This is a genomic window from Sulfitobacter sp. G21635-S1 (assembly GCF_027213915.1).
Lineage (GTDB): Bacteria > Pseudomonadota > Alphaproteobacteria > Rhodobacterales > Rhodobacteraceae > Sulfitobacter.
The window spans coordinates 109,498-127,692 of sequence record NZ_JAPWGV010000007.1; the positions used below are offsets into that span (position 1 = coordinate 109,498).

Annotated in this window: 13 protein-coding genes; 10 read left to right on the forward strand and 3 right to left on the reverse strand. The window is 59.3% G+C overall.

Features of this window, described 5'->3' with window-relative positions:
* Positions 1-17 precede the first annotated feature (17 nt).
* Positions 18-1,082, forward strand: a complete 1,065-nt coding sequence (hrcA, locus tag O4H53_RS09375; protein ID WP_269363209.1) for a heat-inducible transcriptional repressor HrcA — start codon at positions 18-20, stop codon at positions 1,080-1,082.
* Positions 1,083-1,091: 9 nt separating this feature from the next.
* A complete protein-coding gene (locus tag O4H53_RS09380) occupies positions 1,092-1,655 on the forward strand; it encodes a nucleotide exchange factor GrpE (protein WP_269363211.1) in 564 nt (187 codons plus the stop codon).
* 48 nt (positions 1,656-1,703) lie between these two features.
* Here O4H53_RS09380 and mutS read toward each other — a convergent pair whose 3' ends face one another.
* Positions 1,704-4,325 (reverse strand): DNA mismatch repair protein MutS, encoded by a 2,622-nt coding sequence (mutS, locus tag O4H53_RS09385; RefSeq protein WP_269363353.1) that lies wholly within the window; start codon positions 4,323-4,325, stop codon positions 1,704-1,706.
* Positions 4,326-4,489: 164 nt separating this feature from the next.
* Between mutS and O4H53_RS09390 the strand changes: the two genes are divergently transcribed.
* The 3 genes from O4H53_RS09390 (at position 4,490) to O4H53_RS09400 (ending at position 9,426) form a co-directional block, all read left to right on the forward strand.
* Entirely contained in the window at positions 4,490-6,220 is a 1,731-nt protein-coding gene (locus tag O4H53_RS09390; RefSeq protein ID WP_269363213.1) for a glycosyltransferase 61 family protein, read from the forward strand.
* A gap of 75 nt (positions 6,221-6,295) precedes the next feature.
* Positions 6,296-8,554, forward strand: coding sequence for an NADP-dependent malic enzyme (locus tag O4H53_RS09395; protein ID WP_114274029.1), 2,259 nt, complete (start codon positions 6,296-6,298; stop codon positions 8,552-8,554).
* Complete coding sequence (locus tag O4H53_RS09400; protein WP_269363215.1) at positions 8,551-9,426, forward strand: ribokinase; 876 nt, start codon at positions 8,551-8,553, stop codon at positions 9,424-9,426. The genes O4H53_RS09395 and O4H53_RS09400 overlap by 4 nt, the downstream gene beginning before the upstream one ends.
* 104 nt (positions 9,427-9,530) lie before the next feature.
* Here the strand turns inward: O4H53_RS09400 and msrA are convergent, their stop codons facing one another.
* Positions 9,531-10,196, reverse strand: coding sequence for a peptide-methionine (S)-S-oxide reductase MsrA (msrA, locus tag O4H53_RS09405; RefSeq protein ID WP_269363216.1), 666 nt, complete (start codon positions 10,194-10,196; stop codon positions 9,531-9,533).
* Between the two features lie 111 nt (positions 10,197-10,307).
* Complete coding sequence (pcaQ, locus tag O4H53_RS09410; protein WP_269363218.1) at positions 10,308-11,237, reverse strand: pca operon transcription factor PcaQ; 930 nt, start codon at positions 11,235-11,237, stop codon at positions 10,308-10,310.
* Between the two features lie 83 nt (positions 11,238-11,320).
* Between pcaQ and pcaC the strand changes: the two genes are divergently transcribed.
* The 5 genes from pcaC to O4H53_RS09435 all read left to right on the forward strand — a co-directional run bounded on the left by pcaC (position 11,321) and on the right by O4H53_RS09435 (position 18,080).
* Positions 11,321-11,701, forward strand: coding sequence for a 4-carboxymuconolactone decarboxylase (gene pcaC, locus O4H53_RS09415; protein ID WP_269363220.1), 381 nt, complete (start codon positions 11,321-11,323; stop codon positions 11,699-11,701).
* Positions 11,698-12,435: a protocatechuate 3,4-dioxygenase subunit beta gene (pcaH, locus tag O4H53_RS09420; RefSeq protein ID WP_269363222.1), complete on the forward strand. Its 738-nt coding sequence runs from the start codon at positions 11,698-11,700 to the stop codon at positions 12,433-12,435. Before pcaC ends, pcaH begins: the two co-directional genes overlap by 4 nt.
* 2 nt (positions 12,436-12,437) lie before the next feature.
* A complete protein-coding gene (gene pcaG / locus O4H53_RS09425) occupies positions 12,438-13,052 on the forward strand; it encodes a protocatechuate 3,4-dioxygenase subunit alpha (protein ID WP_269363224.1) in 615 nt (204 codons plus the stop codon).
* Positions 13,053-13,061: 9 nt separating this feature from the next.
* Positions 13,062-13,898, forward strand: coding sequence for a 3-keto-5-aminohexanoate cleavage protein (locus tag O4H53_RS09430; protein WP_269363226.1), 837 nt, complete (start codon positions 13,062-13,064; stop codon positions 13,896-13,898).
* A 312-nt stretch (positions 13,899-14,210) separates the two neighbouring features.
* Positions 14,211-18,080: a glycosyltransferase gene (locus tag O4H53_RS09435; protein WP_269363228.1), complete on the forward strand. Its 3,870-nt coding sequence runs from the start codon at positions 14,211-14,213 to the stop codon at positions 18,078-18,080.
* Positions 18,081-18,195: the final 115 nt, after the last annotated feature.

The following is an 18,195-nucleotide window of genomic DNA, read 5'->3' on the forward strand; positions in this document are numbered from 1 at the left end:
GCACCTTTATTGGGGGCATGAGTGATACCTCGGATCTTTTGAAAGAAATGAACGAAAGGTCCCGCGAAGTGTTTCGCCGGGTTGTCGAAAGCTATCTTTCCAGCGGTGATCCCGTTGGCTCGCGCACATTGACGCGGGATTTCAGCGAAAAGGTCAGCGCGGCGACGATTCGCAATGTCATGCAGGATCTCGAATACATGGGGGTTCTGGGCTCTCCCCATGTCAGCGCTGGCCGCATTCCGACGCAACTGGGGTTGCGGATGTTCGTGGATGGCATGATCGAGCTGGGCGAACCCACGGACACGGATCGCGAAAAGATCGACGCAACCCTTGGCGACAACGTCTCCGATGTCAGTGGCCTGCTGGACCGGGTCGGTTCGGCATTGTCGGGCGTCACGCAGGGCGCGTCGCTGGTGCTGACGCCGAAACACGAGGCGCCGATCAAGCACATCGAGTTTGTTTCACTGTCTCATGACCGCGCGCTGGTTGTTCTGGTGTTTTCGGATGGTCATGTGGAAAACCGCCTGTTCACGCCGCCGCCGGGGCAGACTCCCAGTTCGATGCGCGAGGCGGCGAATTTCCTGAACTCCCTGGTTGAGGGCAAGACCCTGAGCGAGCTGCAGCGCAGCATCGCGCAGACAATCGCGGAACGCCGCCAGGAGATCGACCTTCTGGCGCAGCAACTGGTTGAAAGTGGTCTGGCGCTTTGGACCGGGGACGACGAAAATTCCGAGCGGCTGATCGTCAGAGGGCGGTCGCATCTGCTGGGAATCGACGCGGCAGAGGAAGACCTGGCGCGCATCAGATCCCTGTTCGACGACCTTGAGAGGAAGCGTGATATCGCCGAATTTCTCGAACTTGCCGAAGGTGGCGACGGTGTTCGCATTTTTATCGGCTCAGAGAACAAACTTTTCTCACTTTCGGGTTCCTCTCTGGTGGTTTCCCCTTATATGAACGCTGATCGAAAGGTGATCGGGGCCGTCGGTGTGATTGGTCCCACGCGGCTGAACTACGGTCGCATTGTGCCGATTGTAAATTATACTGCGCAACTGGTCGGAAAACTGGTTTCCGACCGGAGCTAGAGGGGAAAAATGGCTGAGCCGAAGAACGATGATTTTCTCGACGATATTGATGCGGCGGAAGACGAAGAATTTGCTGACAGCATGGCGGAAATCGACGATGAAGCACTGGAACTGGACCAGCTGCGGGCAGAGCGCGATCAGCTGAAGGACCGTTTCATGCGGGCTCTGGCGGATGCCGAAAACGCGCGCAAGCGGTCGGACAAGGACCGGCGCGAGGCCGAGAACTATGGCGGGTCGAAACTCGCCCGTGACATGCTGCCGGTCTATGACAACATGAAGCGTGCCCTGGAAGCGGCAACCGAAGAACAACGCGCCGTATCGGGCCCGGTGCTTGAGGGTGTCGAGCTGACAATGCGCGAGCTTTTGAACGTGTTCAAGAAACACGGTATCGAAGTCATCGCGCCCGAAGTTGGTGATCGTTTCGATCCCAAGCACCATCAGGCGATGTTCGAGGCCCCGGTTCCCGATACCAAGGCGGGCGATATCATCCAGGTTGCCGCAGAAGGCTTCATGCTGCATGACCGTTTGCTGCGCCCGGCACAGGTTGGCGTGTCTTCAACCCCTGCTGGTTAACGCGGCAACCGTCGATTTTGTGTATTTGAAAGAACAATGAAGGGGCGGTCAGGTTTTGGCCGCCTCTTTCAGTTTGTAGAGCAGATCAAGCGCTTCCCTTGGTGTCAGCTCATCGGGGATGATCGCGGCAAGTTGTTCGTCAACTTCGGATTTCTGGCGTTTCACCGGTGCCGGGGCAGGGTTGACCGAGAACAGCGGCAGGTCGTCGATCAGGGTTTTCTGGGTGGCACCACCCTCGCGCTCGCCTTTTTCCAGGGCCTCAAGCACAACGCGGGCGCGGGCGATCACGGTTTCCGGCAGTCCTGCAAGCTGCGCCACCTGAACCCCATACGACCGGTCCGCGGCACCTTTGCGGACCTCGTGCAGGAAGACGACCGTGCCTTCCCATTCCTTGACCGCAACCGTGGCATTGTCGACGCCGTCCAGCTTGTTCGAAAGCGCCGTCATCTCGTGATAATGGGTGGCGAAGAGGGCGCGGCACTTGTTGGCGTCATGAAGGTATTCCAGCGTGGCCCAGGCGATGGACAGGCCGTCATAGGTGGCGGTGCCGCGGCCGATCTCGTCAAGGATGACAAGGGCGCGATCATCTGCCTGATTCAGGATCGCCGCGGTTTCGACCATTTCGACCATGAAGGTGGACCGCCCCCGCGCCAGATCGTCGGAGGCACCGACGCGGCTGAACAGCTGGCTGATCAGGCCGATATGTGCGCTGTCCGCAGGTACAAAGCTGCCCATTTGCGCCATCAGTGCGATCAACGCATTCTGGCGCAGGAAGGTGGATTTACCCGCCATGTTCGGCCCGGTCAGCAGCCAGATATGCGCGCCATCGCCGTCGATCCCCAGATCGCAGTCATTTGCGACAAAGGGATCGCCGGATTGTTGCCGCAGGGCGCGTTCGACCACCGGGTGCCTGCCCCCGGAAATGTCAAAGGCGCGTGAATCGTCGACAATGGGCCTGACCCAGTTTTCCGCCTGCGCCAGATCGGCCAGACCGAAGGCCAGATCAATTTCCGCCAGGCCGGAGGCCGCCACGCCAATTCCGGCGGCATGGTTCAGAACCGCCTGTTTCAAGTCTTCAAACAGATGCTTTTCAATTTCCAGCGCGTGGTTGCCCGCGTTGAGGATCCTGGTCTCCATTTCGGACAGCTCAACAGTTGTGAACCGGACCTGATTGGCCGTGGTCTGGCGGTGGATGAACCTTTCTGACAGTGGTGCGGACAACATCTTTTCCGCATGGGTTGCTGTCGTCTCGATAAAGTAGCCCAGGACGTTGTTATGTTTGATCTTGAGCGAGGAAATCCCCGTGTCAGAGACATAATTCTGTTGCATGGACGCGATGACACTGCGCCCTTCGTCGCGCAGCTGCCGCGCCTCATCCAGTTCGGCGTGATAGCCCGGGGCGATGAATCCACCGTCCCTTGCCAGCAGGGGCGGCTCTGCAATCAGGGCCTGATCCAACAGGTCGGTCAGGCTGTCATGGCCGTTCAGCCCGTCAACTGCCGTTGCCAGCAAGGGGGGCAGATCCTGTTCACGCAGGGCTTCGGCCAGCAGGGCGGCTTCGGCCAACCCGTTCCGGATGGTTGCAAGGTCCCTTGGTCCGCCCCGGTCGAGCGACAGGCGCGACAGTGCCCGGTCCAGATCCGGCACCTTGCGCAGGCTGTCCCTGATTTGCCGGGTGATATGGGTGTTGTCATAGCCGTATGACACTGCCTCCAGCCGTTGCGAAATCGTCTCTAACACGCGCGAAGGGCTGGAAATGCGACGTTCCAGCAATCTTGCGCCGCCAGCGGTGCAGCTGCGGTCCATGATCGCCAGCAGCGATCCCGCGCGCCCGCCGCCGAGCCCGTGGGTCAGTTCGAGATTCCGCCGCGTGGCCGCGTCGATCTGGACATTGCGGGCCTCGCTTTCCTTTTGCGGATGGCGCAGGAGCGGCAGCTTGCCCTTTTGCGTGATCTCCAGATAGTCGATCAGCGCGCCCATCGCCGAGACCTCGGCACGGGTGAAGCTGCCGAAGGCGTCCAGCGTGCCCACCTCATAGAGCGCACAAATCCGCTTTTCGGCATTTGTGCTGTCAAAGGCGGAGCGCGCGATGCCGGTCAGGGCGGTGCCGAATTCCGTTTCCAGATGGCGATAGTCCGCTTCCCTCGACTCGGAGACAATCAGTTCGGCGGGGGCAAGGCGGGCGAGCTCCGGGCCAAGCCGGACGGCGGGCAGGGCCATTACCTGAAAGAAACCGGTGGAGATATCGACCCAGGCCAGCGCCGCTTCGTCCCTGACTTCGGCAAAGGCGGCAAGATAATTGTGGCGCCGCGCTTCGAGCAGCGTTTCCTCTGTCAGCGTGCCGGGGGTGACAAGGCGCACGACATCGCGTTTCACGACGGATTTGTGGCCGCGTTTCTTGGCCTCAGCCGGGCTTTCCATCTGTTCGCAGACGGCAACGCGAAACCCCTTGCGGATCAGGGTCAGCAGATATCCTTCGGCCGCATGGACGGGGACACCGCACATCGGGATGTCATCGCCCGCGTGTTTACCGCGTTTTGTCAGGGCAATATCCAGCGCCTCCGCCGCCGCGACGGCATCGTCAAAGAACATTTCGTAGAAATCGCCCATGCGATAGAACAGCAGCGCATCGGCGTAGCCCGCCTTCAGCTCCAGGTACTGCGCCATCATCGGCGTTACTTTTTCGCTGCTCACCAGGTTTTCTCCCTTTATTGTGTGTCTGTACAAAAACAGGTCGCACAACGAAAGGGGCGGCGTGATCCTTCGCGGTGGACGGGTTGAACAGGCGTGCTAGAAACATTGGCAACATCCACGCCGCAGAAAGACGCCGATCCTTGCGCAACAAGATCGAATTGAAATTTCCGCCCGAGACCCTGTTCCTGAATCCATGGGTGGACGAGGGGATCAGCCTGCTGCGTGAGCCGGAATTTATCTGGCGGCCGATGCCCCGTGCGGTCATCGAGGGTTTCGCAGCCAGCGCGCATGAAGAGATCAACAAAAAGATTTCTTCATTCCTTGCCGTGACGAAAAAGCAGAAGGTCTTTCGCAAGGCGATTGAGTTCAACGCGGTGCCGGTCGTGCTGGAACAGGCCAGTTTTCGCAAATCCTATATCATGGCGCATGATCGCCTGTTGCTGAGCGGGGCCTCCGGGACGCGGCTGATCAACCGCTATCGTTGGGAAAACGAAGACGCGGAATCTGACGTGGACATGATGCTGGACGCCTATCTGGCAGAATGCCGCAGCGCCAATGCGTCGCGGGAGATACCGCTGTATTCAGCCGTGTTAGAGCCTGATGTTCCCTTTGCGATCGAATGCCGGAACACGTTCAATTTCTATCATTTCCTGACGGAAGCACTGCCACAGCTGACCCTGCTGGATGGTCTGGATTTTCAGGGAAACATTTACTTCCACTTCCCCAACGCCGAGGAAAAACACCGCCCCTTTACCGAAGCCTTCGTCGAGGCGCTGTTCCCCGAATATACCGGGCGGGTCTTTTTCGAACGTGCGCCAAAGGAGTATGACAGGGTCCTGACCGCATATGATTTCCTTGGTGGCCATGCGCAGATGCCAAAAGAGATGCTGGCGGGGATCGCGGCGCTTGCGCCTGCCGCCGTTGATCAGGACGAAGATCTGCTGAACACCAGGTCCAATGCGAACCTGGCGATGAATTCGGTCAGCAGCATGTTGCTTGCCCTGCGCGACCGTGCTTTGGCGGCGATAGAGGGTGAGGAGTTTCCGCATCTGCCCAGGCGGTTCTTCGTCGGACGGGACTCGCGGCAAAGCCGTGACAGACATATGGCAGGCGAGGACCTGCTGTTGGAGCATCTTGGGCTTTTCGACTTTGAGTACGTCGTTTTCGAAAACCTGCACCCCCTTGAACAGGTTGCGCTGATGGCGCGGGCCGAGGTGATGATTTCCTATCATGGTGCGGGGTTTGCGAACATGCTTTTTGCCAATCCCGATGCCCATGTCATCGAGATCGGAACCCTGCAGACGGCGCAATTCAGATGGGGCGATTTCTGGCCGCTCGCCAATGCATCGCAATGCAGGTACATCAGCTTCTTTGCGGATTTCAACGCCGAAGACCCCTTGGTAGAGCCACATTTCAGCAAGGATTCCATTGTCCCTGTTGCCGTTTCCGAGGCGGCGGTTGCGCAGATCATGGCGTTTGTCGTGAGCATCCTTGGCCATGTACCTGACCTGAAGTCCGTCGATGCCGTGGGGCGTCTGGCGCGGCGGCTGTTTCAGGCCGGGTCTGCCGCCCGCGCTGTCGCGGTGCTGGAGCAACATGCAAACATGGTCACCGAAGATGTCGAGCTTTGCATCTTGAAGGCGGATTGCCACAAGGAGCTGGACGAGCCGAAATCAGAGCTTGTCGCGCTGGACAAATCCTTCAAGGCCGACCCGACCCGCTGGCAAACCCTGATCAGGATCATCTGGTGCGCAAACCGCTGTGAACGCCCGCAGGTGATCCGCTGGGCGCTGTCCCGGCTGAAGTCCGATTTCCCGGAACGGCACAGCGCCTTTGTCAAAAACCATGAATGGGTGCGTTACATCGCCTGAGCGAGCGTTCGGGCCGAGATTGTGCATGGGTCAATTCACGGTTATTAGTCCCAGAAAATCCAAAGGGCCCTGTCTGTGTCAAACAATCGTATCACCTCCGAAGAAGCACTAGCGTTCCACCTTGAGCCGAGTCCGGGCAAGTTCGAGATCACCGCGACCGTCCCGATGACGACACAGCGCGATCTGAGCCTTGCCTATTCGCCCGGTGTTGCAGTGCCCTGCGAGGCGATCGCGCAGAACCCGGAAACGGCCTATGATTACACCAACAAGGGCAACCTTGTGGCGGTGATTTCAAACGGCACCGCCGTGCTGGGGCTGGGCAATCTGGGCGCGCTGGCGTCCAAACCGGTGATGGAGGGCAAATCCGTCCTGTTCAAACGGTTCGCGGATGTGAACTCCATCGACATCGAACTTGATACGGAAGACACCGAAGCATTCATCAACGCGGTGCGCCTGATGGGGCCGACTTTTGGCGGGATCAACCTTGAGGACATCAAGGCGCCTGAGTGTTTCATCATCGAACAGCGTCTCAAGGAAGAGATGGACATCCCCGTGTTCCATGATGACCAGCATGGCACCGCCGTGATCTGTGCTGCAGGTCTGATCAACGCGCTGCATCTGTCGGGGAAAAAGATCGAGGATGTGCGCATCGTGCTGAACGGTGCAGGGGCGGCCGGTATCGCCTGTCTTGAACTGCTCAAGTCGATGGGTGCCAAACATGACAATTGCATCATGTGCGACACCAAAGGCGTCATCTATCAGGGCCGCACCGAGGGTATGAACCAGTGGAAGTCGGCCCATGCCGCGAATACCAAGCTGCGCACGCTCGACGAGGCGATGAAGGGGGCCGATGTGTTCCTGGGCGTCAGCGTCAAGGGCGCGGTGACACCCGCGATGGTCGAAAGCATGGCGGACAACCCGGTGATTTTCGCAATGGCGAACCCCGATCCTGAAATCACACCGGAAGAGGCCCATGCCGTTCGCATGGATGCCATCGTGGCCACGGGGCGCAGCGATTATCCGAACCAGGTGAACAACGTCCTTGGATTTCCCTATCTCTTTCGCGGGGCGCTCGACATTCATGCCCGCGCGATCAACGACGAGATGAAGATTGCCTGTGCCCATGCGCTGGCCAACCTCGCCCGAGAGGATGTGCCGGACGAGGTGGCGGTGGCCTATGGCAAGACGCTGACCTTCGGACGCGATTATATCATCCCGACCCCGTTCGACCCCCGATTGATCCACCGTATTCCACCCGCCGTCGCGCGGGCCGGCATGAACACCGGGGCAGCCCGCCGTCCGATCATCGACATGGATGCCTATGAGCTGAACCTGAAGTCCCGGATGGATCCGACGGCAAACATCCTGCGGGGCATCAACGCGCGGGCGCGGAACAACCAGGCCCGGATGATCTTTGCCGAAGGGGACGATCCGCGGGTGTTGCGGGCGGCGGTGATGTACCAGCGTGCCGGTCTGGGCAAGGCCCTGGTCGTCGGGCGCGATCAGGACGTGAAGGAGAAACTGGAAGCGGCCGGCATGGAAGACGCGGTGCGCGAGCTTGAGGTCATCAATGCGGCGAACACGCAGCATCTGGGCACCTACAAGGACTTTCTGTACCGGCGCCTTCAGCGGCGTGGCTTTGACAGCAAGGACATTCATCGTCTCGCGGCCCGCGACCGGCATGTGTTCGGCGCGTTGATGCTGGCGCATGGGCATGGCGACGGTCTGGTCACCGGTGTCACCCGGAAGTCCGCGCATGTGCTGGAACGGCTGAACCACGTGTTCGAGGCCAATGCGGAACACGGGGCCGCCGGTTTTACCGCCTTGCTGCACAAGGGGCGGATCGTGTTCATTGCCGATACGCTGGTTCACGAATGGCCGGACGAGAATGACCTGGCCAACATTGCCGAAAGCGGCGCCGCCGTGGCGCGGCACATGGGGCTGGAACCACGGGTGGCCTTTGTCAGCTTCTCGACCTTCGGCTATCCGGTCTCTGAACGGGCGGAAAAGATGCATCTTGCGCCCGAGATCCTGGACGCTCGGGGTGTCGATTTCGAATACGAAGGCGAAATGACCGTCGATGTGGCGCTGAACACGAATGCGCAAAAGCAATATCCGTTCTCGCGCCTGACCGGCCCCGCGAACATCCTGATCGTGCCGGCGCGCCATTCCGCCAGCATTTCGGTAAAGCTGATGCAGGAAATGGCGGGTGCCACGGTGATCGGCCCCATCCTGACAGGTTTGGACAAGAGCATTCAGATCTGCTCCACCACCTCGACGGCCAACGACATTTTGAACATGGCCATTCTTGCGGCCTGCAAGGTCGGCGAATGATCTGGAATCTCGGCTCGATCAATGCGGATAATTTCTACAACCTGCCGCATCTGCCCGGGCCGGGAGAAACGATAGCTGCAACCGGCTTTCACCAGGGTCTGGGTGGCAAGGGCGCGAACATGTCCGTTGCCGCCGCGCGTGCTGCGGCGCGGGTCATGCACATCGGCGCCGTGGGTCAGGATGGCACCTGGGCGCTGGCAAGGCTGCTGGAATACGGGGTCGAAACGGCGCATATCACCGTGATCGACACGGCGACGGGCCATGCAAACATCAACGTCGATGCGGCGGGCGAAAACAATATCGTGCTGTTCCCCGGTGCCAATCACATGGTCACCGACCAGATGATCGGCGCGGCGCTGGCCGAGGCATCGCCCGGTGATTTCCTGCTGATGCAGAACGAGACACTGGGCCAGATCTTTGCCGCAGAAACCGCCAGGCTGCTGGGGATGCGGGTCGCCTATGCCGCCGCGCCCTTCAAGGCCGACAGCGTGACCCGGATCATCGAGCATGTCGATCTGCTGGTCCTGAACGCGGTCGAGGCGGCGCAGCTGGAGCAGGCAACCGGCACCGCGCTGGGCGATTTGCCGATCGCTGACATCATCGTCACCCTGGGTGCGGATGGTTGCCGCTGGATTTCCGGCACTGACGGGACACAGCGCGATTTTCCGGCTTTCAAGACCGACGTCGTGGATACCACCGGCGCGGGGGACACCTTTACCGGTTATCTTGTTGCGGCGCTGGACCGGGGCAAGGATATGCCCGACGCGATTGAACTTGCGCAAAAGGCCGGCGCTTTGATGGTGGCCCGGCAGGGCACTGCCGATGTGATCCCGGACCTCAAGGATATCCAGGACCACGATTTCGGGAGCTGACCCTACAGCGTCCCGCCTTTAACCTGATACACTCCGTATCGCCGATGTCCCGAGAGCGCGAAGCGCAGCAGGGTATCGGCGATTCAAGTTAAAGGCGGGGCGCTTTAGCTAACGAAGGGTGCCGCGCTGCCCCAAAGCTGTTTGACTCGTTCATCCCGACCGCAACCCGCGCGATACCGCTTGTAAGCCACGGATTTTTTCACCCCGATGCCGACGCTGCTGAAGGCGAGCCTGTCACTGCTCTTGTAATAATCCTGATGATAGGCCTCGGCCGGGTAGAATGGCACAGCCCCAAGAATGGGCGTGACGACCTTCTGGCCCAGTTGCTTTTGCGCATCCGCCCTGGCCATTTCCGCCGCTGCCTTTTGCGCTGGACCCTGCGCGAAGATCGCAGTGCGGTAGCTGTCGCCGCGGTCGCAGAACTGACCGCCTGCATCTGTCGGGTCGACCGACCGGAAGAACATGGCAAGCAGGCTGTCGCGGCTGACAACATCCGGATCGAATGTGATCTGAACCGCCTCGTAATGGCCGGTGCCGCCTGCAGTAACCTGTTTGTATGTCGGGTTCGGCGTGGTGCCGCCCGCAAAACCGGACACGGCTGCCTTGACGCCGCGAACAGATTCGAAATCGGCTTCGACGCACCAGAAACAACCACCCGCAACTGTCAGCGTTTCGGTGCCCGCAGCCCTTGCGCTGCCCGATTGCACCACCAGCCCGACGGCAATCAATGCGCCCAGGACCAATGCCTTGACCTGCGTCAGCTTCTTCATTTTCACCTCCATGAGTCCGCTCTGTCCGCACAAGGCTGAACGCGCATGGGGGTTAGCGCAAGCGGTGAACGGTCAATGTCACGCTGTGGTGAAAAGGCGTGATTGCGACCTTCAGATATTGTCGCTGCGCTTTGATGTTTCCTGCAGGGCCTGGCGGAACAGCCGGATGGCCGGCGTCGGTTCCTCCTCCGCCCGGGCCATGATGCCGACAGGCCCCGACATGCTGTCGGTGTCGATGGGCAGGGCCAGCATCCGGCCTGCTGCAATGTCGTCCGCCACGACTCCCTGGCTGATGATCCAGATTGCCTGAGCCGCGCCAAGTGTCATGGCGCGCCCGAAAGCGCCCGAAACAGTCTCTATCTGATGTGAATAGCCTGCGATGCCGCGTTCGATCATGAACCGGTCAACCAGGGGCCGGATTGCCGCGCCGGGGGGTGGATAGAGGATGCGCTGATCGGCCAATGCGGCGGCGTCCGTGGTTTCCGACCTTGGGTGACCCCTGGCCACGGCAAAGATGACCTTTTCTGAATAGAGCTGGGTAAAGGTCAGGCCGGTCATGCGGTCCGGTGGTCCCATGCGTCCGATCAGCAGGTCAAAATCGCCCGCGCGCAACCCGTTGATCAGATCCGTGATTGGCCCTTCGACGACAGTTACCGGCGTTGCGGGTGACAGGGCGGCAAATCGCAGGATCACATCCGGCAGCAGGTCGGCAGAGACCGACGGCAGGGTCCCGATGCGCAGGGGCGCTGCACGGCCGGCACTCAGCGCATCCAGGCTGGCCAACCCGTGACTGACGGCGGCAAGCCCCTGTTCCGCGAATTGCCGAAACACCGCGCCCTCGCGCGTGAGGCTTACCCCGCCCCGGCCACGGGTCAGCAAGGTGACACCAAGGATGGTTTCGAGATCGCTCAGGGTCTTGGATACCGTGGGCTGGGTCAGGAACATCCGTTCCGCCGCCGCCTTGAGGCTGCCGCCGCGCAGGGTTTCGACAAAGGCCGAAAGGTGACGCATTTTGATCTGCTTGGTGCGCTTAAATTCCATACTGGAACTTATAGCGCATATTTTCTCATTTTGAATGCACCTTTCGATTGGTTAAGCTGCGCCAACGGATCAGGGAGAGTGCCATGTCAGAAAGCTATGAAACCGGGATGCGGGTTCGCCGCGAGGTGCTGGGTGATGCCCATGTGGACCGGGCGGAGGCGGCCAAGGTTGATTTCGACGCGCCGTTCCAGAATTTGATCACCGAAGGGGCCTGGGGCACGGTCTGGGCCGATGACACGATCTCGCGGCGGGAAAGATCCATGCTGACGCTCGCCCTGCTGGCGGCGACAGGGAATTTCGAGGAAATCCCGATGCATATCCGCGCCAGCCGCAACACCGGGGCCGAGCCGCGCGATGTTTTGCAGGCCTTTATGCATGTGGCTGTCTATGCGGGCGTGCCAAAGGCGAACCATGCGATTAAGCTTGCCAAACAGACCTATGCCGAACTGGGAGTTGAGATATGAGCACTGGACCCAAGACCGGAGGTTTTATTCCCCGCGACCGTGGCTGGCAGCCCGACGCGCTGACACCGCCCTACAAGACCAGCGTCAAACGCAGCCCGCAAGCGGCATTGCTATCCTTTCCCACCACGCTCAGTGAAGAAACCTCGCCGGTGTTCGGGCATGGCATCCTCGGGGATCTCGACAACGACCTGATCCTCAATTTTGCCCAACCGGGGCAAAGCGCGATTGGCCCCCGGATCATTGTCCATGGTCGGGTGCTGGATGAAATGGGCCGCCCCGTGCCGGGTGCGCTGCTGGAATTCTGGCAGGCCAATGCCGGGGGGCGCTATCGCCACAAGAAGGAAAAATACCAGGCAGCACTTGATCCGAACTTTGGCGGCTGCGGACGCACGATCACGGACGAGGACGGATCTTATGAGTTCCGCACCGTGATGCCGGGGCCATACCCCTGGCCCAACGGGATGAACGACTGGCGCCCGGCGCATATCCACTTTTCGGTCTTTGGCCACGGGTTTGCCCAGCGCCTGATCACCCAGATGTATTTTGAGGGTGATCCCATGATCCCGCTTTGCCCGATTGTCGGTGTGTTGAAATCGCAGGAAGCGATTGATCAGCTGACCGCGCCGCTGGACATGCACCGTACCGTTCCCATGGATGCGCGGGCCTACAAGTTCGACATCGTTCTGCGGGGCCGTCGGCAGACCTATTTCGAAAACCGGGTGGAGGGACTTTGACCATGGTACAGAAACTCGACTACCTCAGGGAAAGCCCCAGCCAGACGGCGGGCCCCTATGTGCATATCGGCTGCACACCGAACTTTACCGGGATCGGGATTTACGGTGGCGATCTGGGAACCACCATGAAGACCGGCCCGGTCCAGGGTCAGGAGATCGTGATCAAGGGGACCGTTTTCGATGGCACCGGCACACCGCTGCGCGATGCGATGATCGAAATCTGGCAGCCCGATGCGGCGGGGCTTTTTGCTTCTGCCATTGAAACGCGCGGCACGCCGGATCCGAACTTTACCGGCTGGGGGCGGTCGCCGGGTGACATGGAAACGGGGGAGTTCATATTTGACACGGTCAAGCCGGGCGCGGTGCCGATGCCGGATGGCCGGATGCAGGCGCCGCATATCACGGCCTGGATTGTGGCACGCGGCATCAATATCGGCCTGCATACTCGCATCTACTTTGAAGACGAGGCAGAGGCGAATGCCAAGGATCCGCTGCTGAGCGGGATCGAGCATCAGAACCGCGTGCCGACCCTGCTCGCCAGGAAAGAAGGTGAGGGTCAGTATCGTTTTGACATCCACCTGCAAGGCCCGGACGAGACCATATTTCTTGATATTTGAGGCAATGACATGACCAAACCCTGCATCATCTGCGTGGCCATCACCGGATCGGTCCCGACCAAGGCGGACAACCCGGCGGTGCCGGTGACGATTTCCGAACAGGTGGAAAGCACCCAGGCCGCATTCGAGGCGGGGGCGACCATCGCCCATTGCCATGTGCGCAATGACGATGAAACGCCCACCAGTGATCCCGACAAATTTGCAGCGTTGAAGGAAGGGCTGGAAAAGCATTGCCCCGGCATGATTGTCCAGCTTTCGACCGGAGGTCGCTCCGGTGCCGGGCAGGCGCGGGGCGGTATGCTTCCCTTGCGTCCGGACATGGCTTCGCTCTCGGTTGGGTCAAACAACTTTCCCAGCCGCGTCTACGAGAACCCGCCAGATCTGGTGGATTGGCTTGCGGCGGAAATGATCACGCATGACGTCAAGCCCGAGATCGAGGCCTTTGACCTCAGCCACATTCTGAAGGCCGCCGAGATGCACAAGAAGGGCCAGATCAAGGATACGCCCTATATCCAGTTCGTGATGGGGGTCAAAAACGCGATGCCCGCCGACCGCGAGGTATTCGATTTCTATCTCAAGACCGTGAAGCGGCTGTTTGGCGAAGATGTAGCCTGGTGTGCTGCCGGAATCGGGGCGAACCAAAGCGTTCTGAACGATTGGGCGATCTCAAACGGCGGTCATGCGCGTACCGGTCTGGAAGACAACGTGCGTCTTGACCGCAATACCCTCGCGCCATCGAATGCCGCACTGGTCAAACGCACGGCTGAAATCTGCGAAAAGTATGAGCGCCCCGTTGCCACCTGGCAGGAAGCGCGAAAATTGCTGGGGCTGCGCAGCGCCGCCTGACCGCCAGGGCGCATACAGGCGGATATGATTGAGAAGATCGCCGCGGTGCCAAGTGTATTTATGGCACCGGGCGGCCCGGCGATCCACGTCCGTTATTCAGACATTTTTTGGACAACCGGAAAATTTGCGCTCAGTTGATTGGACAATGCGCGATGAACTGCTAAAAACTTGAGCTTTAGCCAGCCGCCGGGGCTTTTTTGACCGCGCGGCATAGACCTCTCTTTTCGAGTGAACTAAAGAGTGAGCGTAACCAGTTCTTCTTGTAAACATAACTTTTTACCTACGATATTAAATACTTGTAAGGAAACAGAAATGGCTTCTGTATACACCGACAAGGCGATTCTTGAAAAATCCGATCTATTTGATCCGGAATGGTATCGGCAACAGTACCCGGATGTAGAAATGTTGGGCATGGATCCGCTGGACCACTTTCTGTGGCTAGGCGGCCGTTTGCTGCGGAATCCGGGGCCACGTTTCAATTCTGAGTATTATGTAAAAACTCACAGCGATGTTGCGCGCAAGAACTACAATCCCGTGCTTCATTATATCCGCTACGGGCGCGCCGAAGGGCGCCGCACCGCCGAGGTTGCTTCACCACGCATAAACCAGGCCGAAGAAATTGTGCGTGATGGCGTGAAACGCGTCGCCGGGGGCGTCGCTGCACGTCCGGGCCGGCCCACGATCATGCTGTGCAGCCATGTTGCGGGGAAAAACCTTTTCGGCGGGGAGCGCAGTTTCATTGACATGATCGATGGGCTGAATGCACTGGACTACAATGTCATCGTGACCGTGCCGGGGCATGGCAACCCGGACTATTTCCGGACCCTGCGCAGAAAATCCTTTGCCACTTATGTTTTCCGGTATGGCTGGTGGCGCAAGGGACAGGCTGTCAGCGACCACGCCGTAACCGATTTTGCCTGCATCATTCAGGATGAAGGCGTGGATGTCGTGCACACCAACACCATCGTCCTGCGCGAACCGCTGCTGGCGGCGCAGCGGATGGGCGTGCGCAGCATGATCCACGTGCGGGAACTGATCCATCACGACGAGGCGTTGCTGAACATGATCGGCGAAAGTGCCGAACATATCGTCGACTGGATATGGGATCATTGCGACCATGTGATCGCCAACTCCAAGGCCACGTTGAAGGGATTTGCCAAGGACGGGAAGACGCCGTCATTGGTTTACAATACCGCGGATCTTTCCGATCTGACAAAACTTGATCCGCCCCGGGTCGACGGGCCGATGCGGGTGGGCCTGATCAGCTCGAACCTGCCGAAAAAGGGCATCCAGGACCTTGCGGAAATCGCCCGCCTGCTTTCGAAAACCCACCCGGATGTTGAGTTCAAACTGATTGGCCCGGAAACCGAACATACCAATGCCCTGATGGAACAGGTCGCGGCCGGAACGCTGCCAAAGACGCTGAGCGTGACCGGTTACCGGGACACGCCGACCAAGGCCGTGGCCGAAGCGGATGTGATCCTGAATCTGTCCAACTTTCAGGAAAGCTTTGGACGGACCGTGCTGGAAGGCATGGCGGCCGGGCGTCCGACAATCGTGTATCGCTATGGTGCGCCGCCCGAATTCGTGGATGAGGGAAAGACCGGATTCATCGTTCCATTGGGCGATACGAAAGCCGTGGCCGAGCACCTGCGCAGATTTGCCGATGACCGGGCCATGATGCGGCGCATCGGTGAACAGGCAAAGGCCGAAGTGACACGCCGGTTCGCGCATAAGGTCTATGTCGAACAGATGCAGGGAGCCTATGACGCTCTGACGACCACGCAGAGCACACCCCGGAAGGTCACGCTGAAGCCGCGTGCAAATATTGTCCCGACACCGCGAGCGGCACTCAAGGTCGCCTATTTCTGCTGGCACTTCCCAGTGCCGTCGGAAACCTTCGTTCTGAACGAGCTGCGTATCCTGCGTGAACAGGGCGTCGATGTTCGCGTGTTCTGCAGGCAGTCACCCTATCCGGATTTCAAACCGGACTTTGATATCGAATGGGAACGGGTGACCGACCATCACCATCTGGCCACGCGCCTGAAAGAGACAGATCGCACGATCGTCCATGCGCATTTCGTCTTTCCCACTGTCACCAATATGGTCTGGCCCGCCTGCGAAGAGGCGAAAATTCCGTTTACCTGCATCGCCCATGCGCAGGATATTTTCAGATACGGGAATGCGGCCGAGAACCGGATCGACGAATTCTCGCGTTCTCCGATGTGTCGCAAGGTCATAACCCTGTCGCAGTTTCACATGCGCTATCTCGTGGATCAGGGGGTGCCGGAAGACAAGATCCTGATCAACTCCAATTGTGTCGACCCCGATCTGTTTGCGGCCGGCAAGGTGAAGGATCGTGCCAAACGAACCAAACGCAGTATCTGCGCGGTCACCCGCTTTGCCGAAAAGAAGGGGCTGGAGCATCTGATCCGCGCCGGCAAGCTGCTGGAAGGCGAAGGCATCACCATCAACATCTACGGCTATGGTGAACTGGAAGACAGTTACCGCAAGCTGATCGCCGAACAGAAAATCGAGAACGTCCATTTGCATGGTCCGGTAAAGGGACGGGATGCGCTGATGGCGGTGTTCCGGGAGCATGATCTGTTTGCCTGTCCCAGCGTGCGCGCTGCCGATGGCGACATGGACGGTATTCCGACCACATTGATGGAATCGATTGCCGCCGGATTGCCCGTGCTGACCACGGATATTGCAGGGATTCCCGACCTTGTGACAGACAAGATCACCGGGTTGGTATGTGATGCGCGTCCGGCAGAGATCGCGGCGCGGATACGGTCATTCTACAAGTGGCCTGACGGCATGGTCCAAAGCATGATCGAAACCGCCGAGGAGCGGCTGCGTCGCAACCACAATGGACCGTCGCTGGTGGAAAACCTGGTCCGGCTCTGGGCGAATGAGCGGGTGGACCTGCTGATCGTGAGCTGGAACAACCTTGCCGAAATCACCGAAGTCACGCGGCGGCTGTTCCAGAACACCTCGATGCCGTTCCACCTGATTATCTGTGACAACGGCAGCAAGCCCGATGTGCTGACCTATCTGATGCGCCTGCATGCCGAGCATGACAATGTCACCCTGGTCCTGAACCGTGATAACGCGATGGTCGGACCCGGCACCAATATTTGCCTGGAGAACGGGCAATCCGACTATGCGATCTATGTCTGCGGCAAGGAAGGCATGACAACGCGGCACGGCTGGGAAAAACCGTTCATCACCTATATGAATGCAAACCCCGAGGTCGGCCTGGCCGGGACGCTGTGCCATGCGCCCACCTATCTTTACGGCCGTGACTATCCGGTTGCCCAATCGCTGTTCGACAAGTTCCGCAACAAGCAGTTTGCCCACGACAACCCTGACAGGATGTTCTTCCATGTTCAGGGCGGTTTCTTTGTGATGCGGCGGTCGATGATCGACGAGATTGGCGGCTTTTCAGACGACGTGCCGCATAATTCCACCGATGTCGAGTTTTCCTATTATGTCGAAAGCTGCGGCTGGAAGCTGGGTGAGGTGCCGGGGCTGATGGCGCTTTACAACAAGACACGTCCGGGACTTTTTCACCGCATTGACGAAAACATGGGTGCCCTGCATCCCCCGATGCTGGAAGATCTGCGCGCACTGGATGCGATCGCCAGGGGCGAAGTGCATCATTGCAACGCCTGCGGCAAACAGAGCACGAAATTCGATGATCTGGATGGGGCCGCCCGCTGCCCGAATTGTGGTGCATCACGGCGGGGCCGCACCTTGCACAGGGTATTGGCCGAATCCACCTTGCTGTATCAGCGGTTGCCCGCGCTTGGTGTGAATGTGCCACAGGCGATATCGGAGTTCTGGACCTTTCAGTTCCAGGGACGACGGATCGAGGCGGATGCTTTTCTGGAGCTGCTGAAATCAAAGGGCCGCACGGATTCACCGGATGGCAGGCTGAGCTTTGTCATGATGAACGACGCGCTGGGCAAGGATCCGAAATCCGATGATCTGCTGCTCAAGGAAGCGTCGCGCCTGCTCAAGACCGGCGGTTCGTTTTTCCTTGCCGGCTGTCCGGAAAGTGACGCGCTGACAAAGAAGTTTGCTGCACTGAAACTCCAGAAGACCGGGGTGCGCAGATATGCCAGCAAGGTAAGTCATCTGGACTGGTTGCCGATCCAGCTTTTCACCAAAACCTAAGTCGCCGGATGCAGCACCGCACAGAGGATCGGGTGCAATGCGTCGGTTATTTTCAACAGAACACATGGGTCCTGCGGTTGGCCGTTGTTAACAGGCCTATCATTGACATTGGGAC